Raw genomic sequence first — 15,137 nt, 5'->3', positions numbered from 1 at the left:
TCTATGCAACAAGATAAAGTGAATTTACTTGGGTTAAATCAAAAAGCTATGGAAGAGTTTTTTGTTTCTATAAATGAAAAAAAATTTCATGCAAGACAAGTTTTTAAGTGGATACATAAGAAAGGGGTCATTGATTTTGATAAGATGACAGACCTTGGTAAAAATTTGCGTAATAAACTACAGGAAACTTCAGAAATATTTATTCCAAAAGTAGTTTTTAGTAAAGCATCGAAAGATGGTACGCATAAATGGCTAATTGATGTCGGTGGAAGTGCTGTTGAAACAGTTTTTATTCCAGAAGATGGTAGAGGCACCCTCTGTGTATCTTCACAAGTTGGATGCACTTTGAATTGTAGTTTTTGCTCTACTGGTAAACAAGGGTTTAATAGAAATCTTTCATCTGCCGAAGTTATTTCTCAGCTTTGGATAGCTGCTAGAACCTTATCAAAAAACAATGGCGAACATGATTTTAGTGTTACAAATATAGTTATGATGGGTATGGGTGAGCCATTGATGAATTTTGAGAATGTGGTTCCAGCTATGGATATTATGATGGATGATTTAGCATATGGGCTATCTCGACGTAAAGTGACTCTTAGTACATCTGGTGTTGTTCCTAGAATATATGATTTACTTGAGCAATCAGGAGTATCTTTAGCAGTATCATTACATGCAGCGACTGATTCTTTACGTAATGAGATAGTACCGATCAATAAAAAGTATAATATTGACGAACTTCTTGAAGCATGTAAACTTTATGCTGAGAAAGGTCCTCATAAGCACATAACATTTGAGTATACATTGATGGAAGAAGTTAATGATAATTTATCAGATGCTGAAGGGTTAGTTGAATTGTTACGCTCTCGAAATGTTCCAGCTAAAATAAATCTTATTCCATTTAATCCATATCCAGGAACACCATATAGGAAGCCTAGTAATAATCGTATCCATAGATTTAAAGAGTATTTACAACATAATGGTTTTGTCACTACAGTAAGAAAAACTAGAGGTGATGATATTGATGCTGCATGTGGACAGTTAGCTGGTGATGTTATGGATAAAACAAGTAGAAAACAAAGATATTTAAAGAAGCTTGGTGATAAGAATGCAGGCTAGTTTTAAAAGAGCTTTAGTTACTATAATATGTTTTGGGATGCTAACTTCGTGTTCAACTCCTAATAGTTCAAACAGTAGTTCAAGCCCTCAAGTTCAAAAGGATAATAGAAATCAAAATGTAGAAGAGGTCAATTACTCTTTTGATAATAGCTCTTTCCCCAAAGCTAACTATAAAGAAGCAACGAGAATTAATTCTGAATTAGCTATAATATATTCTACGGAAGGGTATCTTGAAAGGGCTAAGACTAAGCTTATAAAAGCACAAGAGTTAGCAAAAGAACACAATAATAATTTGGCAATTGTAGATTATGCAGGTGGATATTATTATCAAAGCATAGGAGCGAATACAATTGCTGAAAAATACTACAAAAGAGCTCTTGATAATCATCCTAAAGACTATGAAGCTATGAATTTTTATGCTCAGTTTTTATGCATGCAAGAAAGTGACTATAGTCGCGCTCAAGAACTCTTTGAAGAATCATTGTTTATGTCAAATAATAATGATATGGCTCAAACATTATTTTTATACTCTCAATGTATGTATAAACAAGGTAAAAAAGATGATGCTCTAGCGTATATGAAAAGAGCAGATAAGTTTAGAGATGACTATAAGGCAGCCAAATTAAGATTAGCCCAAATGTATTTTGAACGAGGTGAGTACAAAGAATGTTATAAGGTTATTTATGGCATGAAGAATGACACAGCGTTTTTTAATAATAAGCTTATTCTAGATATGAGGTTAAAGTTGGCAGAGTATGCGAATAATAAAAATGAAGCTGCGGCTGTAAGACTAGTTTTATCTTCTAATAACTATAATGATGAGGATATTGAAAAGTTCTTTTCAGCGGCAGATCAAAAGGATATAGATGAAAATGCGTAGAATTAATCAAATGAGTGAAAGTACTCCAGAAAGATTACAGAAATTACTAGCAAAATATGGCATAGGTTCGCGTAGAAAGATAGAGGAATTTATCCAACAGGGAAGGGTACGTGTAAATGGTAAAGTAGCGACTCTAGGAGATAAAGCTACAGATAAAGATAAAATTAGTTTTGATGGAAAAGCCTTACATTTATATGGTCAACCTATGACTAGACCAAGAGTCATTATTTACCACAAAAGAGAAGGTGAAGTCTGTACTAGTAAAGATGAGAAAGATAGAAAGACTGTTTTCGATTCGCTACCTAAATTAGCTAAGTCACGTTGGATAATGGTAGGACGATTAGATATAAATACTACAGGATTATTACTTTTTACGACAGATGGGGATTTAGCTAATAGGATGATGCATCCATCTTATGAAATCGAAAGAGAATATGCTGTAAGAGTTTTTGGTCAACAATTATCAGATGAAACTTTAAGTAAGTTTAAAGAGGGAATACAACTAGAAGATGGCTTAGCTAAGTTTAACAGCATAAAATTTTCTGGTGGTGAAGGAGCAAACCTTTGGTATTATGTAACTTTATCCGAAGGGCGTAATAGAGAGGTTAGAAGAATGTTTGAGGCTGTAGGTGTTACAGTTAGTAGACTTACTAGAGTTAGATTTGGAGATATTGTTCTTCCTAAGTTTGTTGCAAGAGGAAAAACACTAGAACTTAATCCTTCAGAAGTTAATAAACTGAGAAAATCTGTTAAGTTAAAAGAATATAAGTTTCCTAAAAAACTAGTTGAAAGATTAGAGAAAAAATAATGGATTTTGTGCGTCAAGTAGAAGATGTTTTTGATATTGATATCTGGGAGTTGAAGCCAGCATATAGTTTTATAAAACAAACTCAAAGTGAAATCATAGATGAAAATTCTCACGATGCAACAAAAAAAGAGCTGGAAATTATCTACACTAATATGATAGATAGTTCTAAAATTATAAACATACTTTTAAGTGATAAATTAGATATTGGTTTTTTAAAACAAGTTGCTAATAGTTTATTTTTTAAGTCTAGTGTATATATATATAAATCTAATGATATCAAAGATTTCAATGATTTAAAGGGGATTAATCTTTCAGAAAAAGACTTTATCTGTGATAATTGTGAGTTATTAAAGATTCAGAATAAAAAAGCAATATTATCAAATTTATACAAGTATGCAGATTTTAGAGCTTGATATTACATTTCTAACAAAAACCATTCAGCTAGTAAGAGCTACTGATAAAGATTTTAGCTGGTCAGATAAACAAATCGAAGATTCATTAACTAATGACACCGTTTTAGGTTTTATGATTGATAGTGAGCTTGCTGCTATTGCTATTTTTAACTATATATTTGAAACAGCAGAACTTTTGTATATATGTGTTGATACGTCTACGCAAGGTAGAGGAGTTGCATATAAGCTTTTGAAATATTCAATTAATCATCTTGCCAGGAAAGAAGTTAAAGAAATATTATTAGAAGTCGATATCAATAATACTAAAGCTATATCTTTATATAAAAAAGTCAATTTTATTGAGGTATCATTGCGCAAAAACTATTATAAAAAAGCTAATGGTTATTTCAGTGATGCTTTGATTTACCGATTAAATATATCAAATTAATTTTGCCTATGCTATATTAACGCCTAAAGACAACAGGGGTGCTATCTTACTCGAATAAGATGGCTGAGAAAATAACCCTTTGTACCTGATCTAATTAGTATTAGCGTAGGGAGTTTGTTTGATTATTTTCTATAAATATCATTCAAATTCTTATTATTTAACTTAGAAATAATAGGAGATTAACCGTGGAATATTTAGGTTATATAACTTTAAACATATCATTAGTAATATATTTTATTCATTTTTTACCACAAACCATCCATAATCAGTTCAAGCATAAGACATTTGAAATTAGTCTCTGGACTCATTCGTTAATGATATTTGCGAATTCTCTAGATCTTATATATGCGATAGGGTTTAATATGCAATGGCAATATATCTTAGTTGATATTATTCTTTTAAGCTTTTTAACAGTCCAGCAACTTCAAATCTTAAATGACAGAAGGCAGAGAAATATATTTATACATACTGTGTTTATTTTGTTATTCTTACTGATTGTTATTTATATAGTCAAATTTATATCGCTGAGCCAACAGACTTTGTTATGGAGTGGCTCAATTAGTGGGGTAATATATAATGTATATTGGTTACCTCAGATATATAAAAATTTTCGCCAAAAACAAGCAGAAGGGTTTAGTATATTCTATTTAGGACTTTCTGTACTTAGCCTTATGTGTGATATAAATAGTGCTATATTTTTAGGATGGCCTATTGTATCAATAATAGTTTCTAGTTGCCTATTTATTTTGGTATCTATACAAATTATTCAATATTTCTATTATAAAGGAATGCTTTCAAAGCAAATATTAAATACTTCTATAAACTAGAGTTATAGAACACCACGTGTTTTATGTTAAAATTAGTGATCAGTATTTTTAGAAAAAATTAAAGTATGAAAAAAATTATTAAATTTTTAGTGTGTATATTATCTTTAGGTGCTTGCTCTCTAGTATTTGCATTGGATAATACCTCAAAAACATATACAGCTTATTCAATTGGTGATGCACTGGGTAAAGCTTCACATAAAAGTTTTAGTGCTATGAATCAAGAAATTATTAAAAAAGACTTCATTTCTGGTTTTGATGATACTATTTTAGATCATAAACCTGATATAAACAAAATTTCAGATAAAGATTCTTATGAAGTAGGAATGATTATTGCAACTCAATACAAGTCAAAACTAAAAAAAATGCTTGTCATAAACAAACAAAATTGTGAAGAGTTTATTAAAGGTTTTGATGATGGGGCTAATAGTAAAGATCAATCTTTAACCTTAGAAGATAAAGAGATATTAAAACATTTCAGAATTTCAAAAGATGAAGACAACTAGATAATATCAACTAAATATGGTTGATAAATATATTCTGCTACTTTATTCTTAAATCTAACTAACTCAAAGTCTTAAAATATATAAATAAAATGCAAAGCTTAAAAGATATTCAGAAGTTAATTAAACAAGATATTGAAAATAACAATGAGTTTATAATCAACTCTCTTTCATCAGATGTTGTTCTTATCAATCAAATTAGTCACTATATCATAAATAGTGGTGGCAAAAGACTTAGGCCTTTGTTAGTGATGCTATTTTCTAGAGCTCTAAATTATACTGGCAAAGATCATCTAGCATGTGCTGCAATTATAGAGTTTATTCATACAGCAACTCTTCTACATGATGATGTAGTTGATGATTCGCACCTACGTCGAGGCAAAGAGACAGCTAATAATGTTTTTGGCAATGCTGCAAGTGTATTAACCGGAGATTTTCTATACTCTAGAGCTTTTCAGATGATGGTAGGTTTAGATAATATGCAAATTATGCAAATATTAGCAGATGCTACTAATAAAATATCGGAAGGTGAAGTGCTTCAACTATTAAACGCTAGAAACATTGATTTGACAGAGGAAGATTACACTAATGTCATATATTGTAAAACCGCTAAATTATTTGAAGCATCATGTGAGTTAGCTGGTGTAATTAGCCTTGATAGGCAAAGTTATAGTAAATTTCAAAATAGTATTAAAAACTATGGTGTCTATTTGGGGAATGCTTTTCAGATAGCTGATGATGTATTAGACTATGTTTCTGATGCGGAAAGTCTGGGTAAAAATATTGGTGATGATCTAGATGAAGGTAAAATGACGCTACCAACGATTTATGCGTTAGCAAATACTTCAAATCAAGAACAACAGAAAATAAAAGAAGCCATTGAAAAAGGAAACTATGACATAAACGAAATTATAGCTATAGTTAAAAATAGTGGTGCTGTTGAATACTCTTATCAAGTTGCATGTCAATATGCTGAAAAAGCAAAAGAATCGATAAGTTTCTTACCAGAATCAGAATATAAGCAAGCTATGATCTTACTGTGTGATTTAGCTGTGAAGAGAAAAAATTAGTTATTATTTAAAATCTTTAAGTGTAATTTCGAAAGCTAACGCTTGATTAGGTCCTATTGTAGCAGGAGCTCTAGTCCCATAAGCTTTGTTGGGAGCACAGTATAATATAAAAGTAGAACCATTAGGCATCTTAGGGATAGCGTCTTTCCAACATTCTATTAGGTTTCTAAGAGGAAAGGTTGCGTTTTCACTTGAGTCAAAACTTGGTCCTATGAGTTTACCTTCTTTTACATCATTAAGCTTTGATTTGTCGTCTTCATAAGCTATTACTGGTGTTGTTCCTTTGTAAGCAATAGTTACTGTGCTATCTGCAGAAGGTTTTTTACCATCACCTTGTTTAACCATTTGGTAGTAAACACCATCATTTACTTCAACAGCATTATCCATTTTAGCAATTTGCGACATGAACTCATCTGATTTGACTTTATTTAGCTTAGCTATGTCTAACTGCTTTTTAATCATCCTATCTTTTAGAGTTTCCATATTTCTTCTAATTTGACTTTCAGAAATTCTAGGCTTCTCATTGTTGAGAGCATCAGCAAAACCTGCGACTGTTTGTTTGTCATATAGCCCAAAATCTTGTCTAGCAATTCCAGACCCAACCTGGTATCCGACTACATAACTTGCATCAGATCCCATTTTTAAACTGTTATTAATTGAAGTATCCTTTGTTTGAGTTTGAGTACTAGTAGCTATAGCTTGAGTTTTAGTCTCACTAGTTGTTTCTTTTGTTGAGCATGAACCAATTGCTACTCCTAGGACAGTACATGACATTATCGCAACTATTTTTTTTAGTTTCATCTTATCTCCTTATTTATCTTTGAATATCATCTTTTGTGATATTAAAAAAGTCAAAAAGCTCTTTATCTAACATTTGAGATGGAGAAATATTTGATAGAGCTTTGAATATAACGTTTTTTCTTTCAGGGTTGTTATTCTCCCATCTATTAAGCATATCTTTTATAAATACTCTTTGCAAATTATCTTGTGAACCACATAGGTTACAAGGAATTATCGGGAAATTTTTTAGTTCAGAATATTCTAGTGTTTCCTTTTCACTTACAAAAGCAAGAGGACGAATTACAATATTACGTTTATCATCACTTAATAACTTTGCAGGCATTGATTTGATAGTGCCGTTATAAAAGAGATTTAAAAAAAATGTCTCTATGATATCATCACGATGGTGTCCTAGAGCAATTTTTGTAATATTGTTCTCCTCAGCAAAATCATACAGAATGCCACGCCTCATTCTCGAGCATAATCCACATGTAGTTTTACCATCTGGTATAACTCTTTTAACAACACTATAAGTATCTCTTTCAATGATATTAAATTCTATATCTTTAGTTTTAAGATAATTAGGTAAAATCTCTTCAGGAAATCCTGGTTGCTTCTGATCCAAGTTTACAGCTATGATATCAAATTTTATAGGAGCTTTCTTTTGGAGTAATAAAAGCATTTCAAGCAAACAGTATGAGTCTTTACCGCCAGATAGGCACACCATTATTTTATCGCCATCTTCAATCATGTTGTATTGATTAATTGCTTGGGCTGTTTTTCTAAGTATTTGTTTTTCTAGCTTTTTTAAAGGTTGTTTATTAGTTTCTGTCATTTTTTTCAAAAATCATCTTTTTTAGTTCATTAGGTATTTTTTGTAATCTTCCTGTCTTTGTATTGTAACAAGCAAGTTTAGCACTTGCTTTTGTAATAACTTGTTCATTATTAATTAAGCGTATCTCATAATCAAATTCGATGCTTACTGCACCAATTTTAGTAATATGTTGAGTTACTTCAATCTTATTAGGGTGTAGTAGTGGTAAGATGTATTTACAGGTTTGTTCTGTAATTACAAGTTGGATAGAGTTTTGAGTGGCCCAAGACATTAATCCACTATTTTCATATGCCCATGTTGTTCTAGCTTCTTCAAAATAGTTAAAGTAGGTACAGTTATTTACATGTCCATATTTATCAGTGTCAGCAAAGCGAATATTTACAGTATGCTTAAAAATATTTGATTTCATAACTTACCTTTAGAAAATATATGACAGTAGGGGTTTGCGAGGTACTTCACAGTTTTGTAATTGTATAGCATATTTTTGAGCTACATCAGCGGTTTTACGGGCATAGTTTTTTAAGAATGAATTATTTCTATGGCTGCCTCTTCTATATCCTCCAATACCCTCATGGTATGCAAGATATAAATCATAAGTATTTGTTTTACTTATACCTGTTTTATTATGGACATTGTTTAAATACCAACCTATAAAATCTACGGCATCAGCATAATCAGAACGTGAGACAAAAGATTGTTTAGTTTCTTTCTTATAATGCTCCCATGTGCCATCTAGAGCCTGTGCATAACCATAAGCGCTGGATGCTCTACCTTTTGGAATAAAGCCAAAATAATATTGCATAGAAGGTTGTGCATCAGCCCTGAATGAAGATTCTTGACGTACGAATGCCATTTGTATATTTAGAGGTATCCCCCAACGATCGTAGGAGTCTATCATGTCGTAGTACCAGTCAGGATATTGGTGGATTATACTACACGCATTGTTTATATTTTTTGGAGGTTCTGTTGAGCAAGAACTCAAGAGTAATATGACTGTGGTAATCAGTATTAGTTTTACTATCTTTTTCATTATAAATTCCTATAAAAAACATCCACAACTTTATCTTGGAATCTACGAGCATTGTAACGATCAGAATACTTGAGATCATTTAGCATGATCGAAAATGAGATGCGATGATTTTTTGCAGTTAAAACATAGCCTGATAGTGTTGATACTCCAGATAATGTACCTGTTTTTGCATGTACTCGACCAAGCAGTTTGCCTCCCATTCTATATGCGATGGTACCACTTATTCCAGATGAAGGTAGGTAATTATAGAATTGTTTACCAACTTTACTGTTAAAAGTTTTAGTCAAGAAATCAACCATAAATTCAGGACTAACTCTATCCAGATGTGATAATCCAGATCCGTCATACATAGTCAAAGCAGACGTGTCTAATCCTAGTTTTGAATATAAGATGCTTTGAACAGCTTCAGTACCCGCTTTAGTTGAGCCAATTCCTTTTTCTTGTAAACCAATAGTATTTAGTATAGTTTCTGCATATAAATTGTCAGAGTGTTTAAGAGTTTGGTCAAAGAAGTGTCCAATTGTTGCTGATCTTGTTGTTATTTGTGATTCATAACCAGCTGGAATATCACTAGCAATAAGTACCTTACCATGTTTTACTCCACTAGAACTTAAAAAATCATTAACAGTATCTACTGTCTTTAAAGCAGGGTTTCTAATTGCCAGTTTAAACATTTTTTCAGCTGTTCTAGATAAATATCCACTTATATATACCACGTTATCATCATTCATTGATAAAATCGTAGCCTTTGTTGCACTTGTATATTTAGCTGAATTTTTTATGTCAATGTTGCTAGCATTGCTAAGCTCTACAACTCTAGTAGTTAAACTATTTGGATTTTTAACTAGTTTTATAACAGTACAGTTTCTATTTAATGTAAAGCTAGAAGCCGGTGCACCATAGCATAATGTTTTATCTTCTTTAGACCAACCCCTAGGGATATATGGTCCTGAAAATACACCAACAAGATATACATCGCCTGTAATTTTAGATATTCCTTTTTCTGTTTTTATTTTTCTTATCAATGATGATAACTGACTACCAGTAAGGGCTGGATTACCAGTAAATTTTATATACATATCACCATAGAGAGTATGGTTTGATATTCTATTAGATGGATACATAACAGTAGTTGTAAATCTAAAGTTACTAGGAATAGCAAATAATCCTGAGACGATTGTAAATACCTTATTATTACTTGCAGGTTTCATTGATCTGTTTTCAGCATAGGCATACAGATCAGCACCTGTCATAGTTCTTTGGGCTGCTACAGCAATTTTAGCATTAGATAAGTTATACTTTTTTACAAGAGATTGTATTTCGCTACGAGTAGATGCGTAAGATAGGTTTGCGCTTGCTACAAATATAGATATAGCTACTAAAAGCTTAGTTCTTTTTATCAAAGTGATAAACCTATATATGTTTCTAATTTCTTAATTTGGAATAATAGCATTTTATACACTATAAATATAGTGGGGGTACTGTGTAATATATAGATAGGTTTTGGGTTAGTGTAAATAAGTTGTAGCTATGTTGCATTTATATTGTTATATGGTAGAATGATAGCCTGTAAATTTGTCTATCAGCTTTGGGTAAAGAGCTGTAGTTTTGTTAAATTTAAATTAAACTGGCATTTAAGTGAGGTGAGAGGGTATGCCAAGCGTTAGAGTTAAAGAAAGAGAACCTTTTGATGTTGCTCTTAGAAGATTTAAGAGATCTTGTGAGAAGGCTGGAATAGTATCTGAACTACGTCGTAGAGAGTACTTTGAAAAGCCAACTTGGGCACGTAAAAGAAAGAAAGCTGCTGCTGTCAAAAGAGCTTACAAGAGCAATATGATGGCTAGAAGGTAGTATATTATTTAATTCACCGTTGAGAGTTTAACTCTCCCTTTCACTAGGAATTCTTTTTTAAAATGTCACAAATTTTTGATCAATTGACTCTTGATATGAAAGAGTCAATGAAAAATAAAGATAAAAATAGATTAACTACTATTCGTATGGCTATGTCGGCCATTAAGCAAAAACAAATTGATGAGAAAATTGATATTACAGATGATATTGTTACAGCTGTAATAACAAAAATGATCAAGCAAAGACAAGACTCTTATAATCAATACATACAAGCAGAAAGAGCTGAGCTTGCAGAGGGTGAAAAAAAAGAGATTGAAATCTTGACTAAATATATGCCCAAACAGCTTAGTGATGAAGAGGTTGTGACTATTGTTCAAAAAGCAATAGAATCTGTTGGAGCTACCTCAATGAAAGAAATGGGTAAAATAATGGCTAGTGTAAAAAAAGAGCTTGCTGGTAGAACAGATATGAGTAAAGTAAGTGCTATAGTAAAGTCAAACTTATCTTAACTTTCAGATTTTATCAGTATGGCAAAAAAGATTTCAAATAGTTTTATAAAAGAGCTTGTTGCAAGTGCTGATATTGCAGATGTTGTGTCTAGATATGTCAATCTCAAGAAATCTGGAAAAAATTATAAAGCATGTTGTCCATTTCATAATGAAAAAACGCCTTCATTTTATGTTAATACTCAAAAGAAATTTTTTCATTGCTTCGGGTGTGGTGTATCTGGAGATGCCTTAACTTTCGTTAAAAAAATAAATAATTTAGACTTCGTAGAAGCAGTTAATAATTTAGCAGATATTGTGGGGAAACCCATTGAATATGAGAATTATTCACAAGAAGATTTGCAAAGAGAACATCTTTTTAATAAGTGCATTGGTTTTTTAGCGATAGCTCAAAAATATTATCGTTGGAATCTTGGTAATTCAGTATCAAAAGAAAAAGCTATAGAGTATCTTAAGAAAAGAGGAATCGATAGTGGATTAGCTAAAGTGTTTGGTATTGGATATGCATCAGAAGGTTGGAATAATATTACCCAGCTTGCTAAATCTGTTAATGTATCTGAAGATATATTAATTGATACAGGTCTTTCAATAAAGAATGATAAAGGAAATGTTTATGACCGTTTTCGCAATAGAATAATGTTTCCTATCAGAAATATTCAAGGAAGCGTTATTGGTTATGGCGGTAGGGTGATTGATGATTCTGATACAGTTAAATACTTGAACTCACCAGAAACTATAGTTTTTCAAAAAAATAATATTTTGTATGGATTATATGAATATAGAGAGAGAAAAAAACAACACCCTGAGTTGGCAAATCAAAGTCTTATTGTTGTAGAAGGGTATATGGATGTTGTTGGGTTGGCTCAATATGGTTTTTACTCTGCTGTGGCAACGTTAGGAACAGCATTTTCACAAAATCATGCAAAAATACTATTCCGTGAGAGTAACTCAGTGATACTTTGCTTTGATGGGGATAGCGCTGGACAAAACGCTGCTATCCGAAGTATTAAAATAATTTTACCTATTTTAGATGGTAATAAAAAACTTAGAATACTTACTCTAAAGGGAGGAAAGGATCCTGACGATTATATCAAAGAACATGGGTTGATAAGTTTCCAGAGTGAACTAGATAACTCTTTGTTGGTTTCAGATTTTATAATAAAACATATAATAGGCAATAGAGATATTTCTAAAGCTGAGTGTAAAGCAGAAATTTTGGAGAATTTAAAAGATTTTTTATCTGATGTTGATGAAAATATTTATTCAGAGAGTATTGTATCAACCGTTTCAGAGAAAATAAATATTAGTTCTGATCAAGTAAAAAGATTAATCAAGCTAGGAAAGCAAAAATTTAATATTGATAATATGAATAAGAGTAGTAATCATATGATTAAGCAAAAAAGGCTTTCAAAAAATATTTTACTTGAAGAGGTAGTGTTAGCTGAAATTTTTGTTAATATTGATGATTTTCGCATTCTACTAAAAGAAAATGACTTTGAAATATTTTCTACTTCAAAAAATCTTGATATTCTTGTAAAAAGCTTGAAAATTTTAAAAGAAGACTCATCTAATCAAATAGAAACTGTGGTATTGATACAGTTTTTGGCAGAGGACTATCCTGACTATAGAGAGTATTTCTTTGAGTTATTGAGTTATGGCATTAACAAGGCTAGAAAAAAATCTGATGGCGAAAAGTATTGCAGTCAGATATTAAATGACTTAAAAAGGATTGAAGCTAATAGTGTAAAAGAGCAGCTTAATCATTTAGGGTCTCTACCTTTTAGGACAGATGTTCAAGAGATGGAACGTAAGTATTTAGTAGCAAAATTAGGTAATAAAATATAAAAAATTCTATTGGAGTATTAATAGATGACAAGAGAAGATTTACTTTCTGATCTAAAAGATTTGATAGTTGATGGTAAAGAAAGAGGTTATTTAACTAGAGCAGATATTCTGGATGCATTACCAGGAGATGTGTCAGATGATCCTAAAAAGTATGAAGAAATAGAAGCTATACTTATAGATGCTGGTATTGATGTTTATGATAGAACCCCTCAATTAGATGAAGATGATGAGCGAAAAGTAAGTGAGGCGAACTTAGATGATTTGAAAGGTAAGACTTCTGATCCTATCCGTATGTATATGCGAGAAATGGGTATAGTAGATCTTTTAGATAAAAAAGGTGAGACTGATATCGCCATCAGAATCGAAGAAGGTACTACGGAAGTTTTTAGTACTATTTTGAGTTACCCAATAGTTATTAAAACTTATATTGAACGCTTTCGTGAATTAGAGGAAAAAGCTGATGATTACATGTCATCACAAGATATTGAAGATGAGTCTGTAGCTAAGTATATTCGCTTTAATGAAATTATAGCGGGCTTCAGTGATGAGCAGATTACAGAAGAAAAAGTTGCGGAAGATGATCATGATGAGAAGATTGATACTCAAAGAGCATATAATTTCTTTGTAAACCTTGAGAAAATGTTTGAGGAGTACCAGGAAAAACCTAATAAAAAACTATATAACAAAATAGTCAAAGAGTTTGAATGTTTAAGGTTATCTACTTCTCACTTGCAGAAATTGGTTGACTACATTAGACTCCCTTATGCTCGAGTTAAAGAGTTCGAGAGAAAAATACTTAGATTGTGCGTAGAAAGATCAAAAACTCCTCGTCAGGAGTTTATCAAGGTATATGAAATTGGCTCTGTTGAGTGGCTGGAGCCTTTAACTAAAAAATATAAATTTACAGATAACACTATCAAAGAAATTAATAACTTAACTAAGCAAATTAATCAATTTCAGACTCTGATGATGATGAAAGTTGAAGAACTTAAAAAAGTTAATGTTGAAATTTCTAAGAGTGAAGCAAAAATTACTCAAGCTAAAAAAGAAATGATAGAAGCAAACTTAAGACTAGTTGTTTCAGAGGCTAAAAAATATACCAATAGAGGTTTGCATTTCTTAGATATTATACAAGAAGGTAATATTGGTCTAATGAAGGCTGTTGATAAGTTTGATTACAGAAAAGGTTTTAAGTTTTCAACTTATGCAACTTGGTGGATTCGTCAGGCAATCACTCGTTCTATTGCAGATCAAGCTAGAACAATTCGAGTTCCAGTTCATATGATTGAAACTATCAATAAAGTTAATAGAATTAAGCGTCAAATACTTCAAGAGAAAGGACGTGAAGCTACAGAAGAGGAGATTATTGAATACACTCCAAATATGACTAAGGATAAGCTTAAAAAGATTCTTAATATCTCGCATACTCCTATTTCTATGGAGAGTCCAATTGGTGACGATGAAGATTCAACAGTAGGTGACTTCATTGAGGATAAGAATAATTATTCCCCAATTGAGGCTGCAAACTTAGAGAACTTAAGAGAGGCTATTAAGGAGCTTATTGATACGGGTTTAACTGAAAGAGAAGCAAAAGTTCTTATGATGCGTTTTGGTATTGGTATGAATACAGATCATACTCTTGAAGAAGTAGGTAAGCAGTTCAATGTAACCAGAGAACGTATTAGGCAGATTGAAGCAAAAGCTCTAAGAAAGCTAAAGCATCCATCAAGATCGGCATTCTTAAAAACATTTTTATAAATTTTCTTATTAATAAATTTCTCAACTAAAATGGCTTTTTATACTTAGCTGTGCTATATTTTTGCTAATTTTTATTTATTCAATTTTATGATGAAAAAAATAGTATTAATATTTATACTAATATCAAGTACGTTTAGTCTTAATAGCTGTTTATTAATCGGAGCAGGTGTTTATGGTGTTGATCAAGCTGCGTCATATTCTGAGAACCTTGATTACTCTGTCATAGATGTTAGCAATTCAGTCTTGCACGTTCTTAGAGAAATGCCAGGTGTCACTATTACTAAGAATATTATAACTAATCAAGCATCAGAGATTGATGGCGATGTTAACTCGGAGAGATTCAAAGGGACGTTTAGTATTAGTGTGACTAGAATAGCTGACAATTCATCAACGCTAACTATTAAGTACGATATATTTGGTGATAAAGTTCAATCGAAAAGATTCTTAAAAAATGTTAAAGAAGATCTGCATAAAAATGCAGCTTGAAATAA

Annotated in this window: 18 protein-coding genes and 1 riboswitch; of the genes, 13 read left to right on the top strand and 5 right to left on the bottom strand. The window is 31.5% G+C overall.

From position 1 onward, the window contains the following. The first annotated feature begins 3 nt into the window (after window positions 1-3). The 8 genes from F3D57_RS03110 (at window position 4) to F3D57_RS03075 (ending at window position 6,041) form a co-directional block, all read left to right on the top strand. Window positions 4-1,116 carry a bifunctional tRNA (adenosine(37)-C2)-methyltransferase TrmG/ribosomal RNA large subunit methyltransferase RlmN gene (locus tag F3D57_RS03110; protein WP_013923196.1) on the top strand — a complete coding sequence of 371 codons (1,113 nt, stop codon included), beginning with the start codon at window positions 4-6 and terminating at the stop codon, window positions 1,114-1,116. Next, window positions 1,106-1,996: a CDC27 family protein gene (locus F3D57_RS03105; protein ID WP_150465157.1), complete on the top strand. Its 891-nt coding sequence runs from the start codon at window positions 1,106-1,108 to the stop codon at window positions 1,994-1,996. The genes F3D57_RS03110 and F3D57_RS03105 overlap by 11 nt, the downstream gene beginning before the upstream one ends. Beyond that, the gene (gene rluB / locus F3D57_RS03100; protein ID WP_013923194.1) at window positions 1,989-2,804 is read left to right on the top strand and encodes a 23S rRNA pseudouridine(2605) synthase RluB; all 816 of its coding nucleotides are present in this window, start codon (window positions 1,989-1,991) and stop codon (window positions 2,802-2,804) included. The genes F3D57_RS03105 and rluB overlap by 8 nt, the downstream gene beginning before the upstream one ends. Then, window positions 2,804-3,217: a chloroquine resistance protein gene (locus F3D57_RS03095; RefSeq protein ID WP_150465156.1), complete on the top strand. Its 414-nt coding sequence runs from the start codon at window positions 2,804-2,806 to the stop codon at window positions 3,215-3,217. The genes rluB and F3D57_RS03095 overlap by 1 nt, the downstream gene beginning before the upstream one ends. Continuing rightward, window positions 3,198-3,644 (top strand): GNAT family N-acetyltransferase, encoded by a 447-nt coding sequence (locus tag F3D57_RS03090; protein ID WP_150465155.1) that lies wholly within the window; start codon window positions 3,198-3,200, stop codon window positions 3,642-3,644. The genes F3D57_RS03095 and F3D57_RS03090 overlap by 20 nt, the downstream gene beginning before the upstream one ends. 24 nt (window positions 3,645-3,668) lie before the next feature. Further along, a riboswitch (TPP riboswitch) is annotated at window positions 3,669-3,774 on the top strand. Window positions 3,775-3,829: 55 nt separating this feature from the next. Continuing rightward, window positions 3,830-4,471 carry a PQ-loop repeat-containing protein gene (locus tag F3D57_RS03085; protein ID WP_149368201.1) on the top strand — a complete coding sequence of 214 codons (642 nt, stop codon included), beginning with the start codon at window positions 3,830-3,832 and terminating at the stop codon, window positions 4,469-4,471. Between the two features lie 65 nt (window positions 4,472-4,536). After that, window positions 4,537-4,974, top strand: a complete 438-nt coding sequence (locus F3D57_RS03080) for a hypothetical protein (protein WP_150465154.1) — start codon at window positions 4,537-4,539, stop codon at window positions 4,972-4,974. A gap of 89 nt (window positions 4,975-5,063) precedes the next feature. After that, on the top strand, window positions 5,064-6,041 hold the full coding sequence (locus tag F3D57_RS03075) for a polyprenyl synthetase family protein (RefSeq protein WP_150465153.1): 978 nt from the start codon (window positions 5,064-5,066) through the stop codon (window positions 6,039-6,041). Between the two features lie 3 nt (window positions 6,042-6,044). On the opposite strand, the gene F3D57_RS03070 is transcribed toward F3D57_RS03075, so the two are convergent. From F3D57_RS03070 to dacB, 5 genes are read right to left on the bottom strand one after another with little or no spacing between them, the layout of a single operon-like run. Beyond that, complete coding sequence (locus F3D57_RS03070; RefSeq protein ID WP_150465152.1) at window positions 6,045-6,842, bottom strand: FKBP-type peptidyl-prolyl cis-trans isomerase N-terminal domain-containing protein; 798 nt, start codon at window positions 6,840-6,842, stop codon at window positions 6,045-6,047. Between the two features lie 13 nt (window positions 6,843-6,855). Next, entirely contained in the window at window positions 6,856-7,656 is an 801-nt protein-coding gene (gene ttcA / locus F3D57_RS03065; protein ID WP_013923187.1) for a tRNA 2-thiocytidine(32) synthetase TtcA, read from the bottom strand. After that, the gene (locus tag F3D57_RS03060) at window positions 7,643-8,065 is read right to left on the bottom strand and encodes an acyl-CoA thioesterase (RefSeq protein WP_013923186.1); all 423 of its coding nucleotides are present in this window, start codon (window positions 8,063-8,065) and stop codon (window positions 7,643-7,645) included. The genes ttcA and F3D57_RS03060 overlap by 14 nt, the downstream gene beginning before the upstream one ends. 9 nt (window positions 8,066-8,074) lie before the next feature. Next, the gene (locus F3D57_RS03055) at window positions 8,075-8,686 is read right to left on the bottom strand and encodes a transglycosylase SLT domain-containing protein (RefSeq protein WP_013923185.1); all 612 of its coding nucleotides are present in this window, start codon (window positions 8,684-8,686) and stop codon (window positions 8,075-8,077) included. Next, on the bottom strand, window positions 8,686-10,089 hold the full coding sequence (gene dacB / locus F3D57_RS03050) for a D-alanyl-D-alanine carboxypeptidase/D-alanyl-D-alanine-endopeptidase (protein WP_013923184.1): 1,404 nt from the start codon (window positions 10,087-10,089) through the stop codon (window positions 8,686-8,688). The genes F3D57_RS03055 and dacB overlap by 1 nt, the downstream gene beginning before the upstream one ends. 250 nt (window positions 10,090-10,339) lie before the next feature. Here dacB and rpsU point away from each other — a divergent pair, with 250 nt between their 5' ends. From rpsU to F3D57_RS03025, 5 genes are all read left to right on the top strand, one after another. After that, window positions 10,340-10,537, top strand: a complete 198-nt coding sequence (gene rpsU / locus F3D57_RS03045; protein ID WP_013923183.1) for a 30S ribosomal protein S21 — start codon at window positions 10,340-10,342, stop codon at window positions 10,535-10,537. A 62-nt stretch (window positions 10,538-10,599) separates the two neighbouring features. Beyond that, window positions 10,600-11,046, top strand: coding sequence for a GatB/YqeY domain-containing protein (locus tag F3D57_RS03040; RefSeq protein WP_149368207.1), 447 nt, complete (start codon window positions 10,600-10,602; stop codon window positions 11,044-11,046). A gap of 18 nt (window positions 11,047-11,064) precedes the next feature. After that, window positions 11,065-12,888, top strand: coding sequence for a DNA primase (gene dnaG, locus F3D57_RS03035; RefSeq protein ID WP_150465151.1), 1,824 nt, complete (start codon window positions 11,065-11,067; stop codon window positions 12,886-12,888). 24 nt (window positions 12,889-12,912) lie between these two features. Then, window positions 12,913-14,646 (top strand): RNA polymerase sigma factor RpoD, encoded by a 1,734-nt coding sequence (rpoD, locus tag F3D57_RS03030; RefSeq protein ID WP_013923180.1) that lies wholly within the window; start codon window positions 12,913-12,915, stop codon window positions 14,644-14,646. 90 nt (window positions 14,647-14,736) lie between these two features. Further along, entirely contained in the window at window positions 14,737-15,132 is a 396-nt protein-coding gene (locus tag F3D57_RS03025) for a DUF3568 family protein (protein ID WP_224728144.1), read from the top strand. The last annotated feature ends 5 nt before the right edge of the window (window positions 15,133-15,137 follow it).

Source organism: Francisella sp. SYW-2 (assembly GCF_008711475.1).
GTDB classification, from domain to species: domain Bacteria; phylum Pseudomonadota; class Gammaproteobacteria; order Francisellales; family Francisellaceae; genus Francisella; species Francisella salimarina.
Note: the sequence above shows the minus strand (reverse complement) of the source record. Positions and strands in the feature narration are given on the sequence as shown.

Coding starts and splice junctions, on each gene's coding strand:
- F3D57_RS03080 (WP_150465154.1), top strand. CDS start 4,537: ATGAAAAAAATTATTAAATTTTTAGTGTGTATATTATCTTTAGGTGCT.
- F3D57_RS03105 (WP_150465157.1), top strand. CDS start 1,106: ATGCAGGCTAGTTTTAAAAGAGCTTTAGTTACTATAATATGTTTTGGG.
- F3D57_RS03090 (WP_150465155.1), top strand. CDS start 3,198: ATGCAGATTTTAGAGCTTGATATTACATTTCTAACAAAAACCATTCAG.
- rluB (WP_013923194.1), top strand. CDS start 1,989: ATGCGTAGAATTAATCAAATGAGTGAAAGTACTCCAGAAAGATTACAG.
- F3D57_RS03075 (WP_150465153.1), top strand. CDS start 5,064: ATGCAAAGCTTAAAAGATATTCAGAAGTTAATTAAACAAGATATTGAA.
- rpoD (WP_013923180.1), top strand. CDS start 12,913: ATGACAAGAGAAGATTTACTTTCTGATCTAAAAGATTTGATAGTTGAT.
- F3D57_RS03095 (WP_150465156.1), top strand. CDS start 2,804: ATGGATTTTGTGCGTCAAGTAGAAGATGTTTTTGATATTGATATCTGG.
- F3D57_RS03070 (WP_150465152.1), bottom strand. CDS start 6,842: ATGAAACTAAAAAAAATAGTTGCGATAATGTCATGTACTGTCCTAGGA.
- dnaG (WP_150465151.1), top strand. CDS start 11,065: ATGGCAAAAAAGATTTCAAATAGTTTTATAAAAGAGCTTGTTGCAAGT.
- F3D57_RS03110 (WP_013923196.1), top strand. CDS start 4: ATGCAACAAGATAAAGTGAATTTACTTGGGTTAAATCAAAAAGCTATG.
- F3D57_RS03060 (WP_013923186.1), bottom strand. CDS start 8,065: ATGAAATCAAATATTTTTAAGCATACTGTAAATATTCGCTTTGCTGAC.
- ttcA (WP_013923187.1), bottom strand. CDS start 7,656: ATGACAGAAACTAATAAACAACCTTTAAAAAAGCTAGAAAAACAAATA.
- F3D57_RS03025 (WP_224728144.1), top strand. CDS start 14,737: ATGAAAAAAATAGTATTAATATTTATACTAATATCAAGTACGTTTAGT.
- rpsU (WP_013923183.1), top strand. CDS start 10,340: ATGCCAAGCGTTAGAGTTAAAGAAAGAGAACCTTTTGATGTTGCTCTT.
- F3D57_RS03040 (WP_149368207.1), top strand. CDS start 10,600: ATGTCACAAATTTTTGATCAATTGACTCTTGATATGAAAGAGTCAATG.
- F3D57_RS03055 (WP_013923185.1), bottom strand. CDS start 8,686: ATGAAAAAGATAGTAAAACTAATACTGATTACCACAGTCATATTACTC.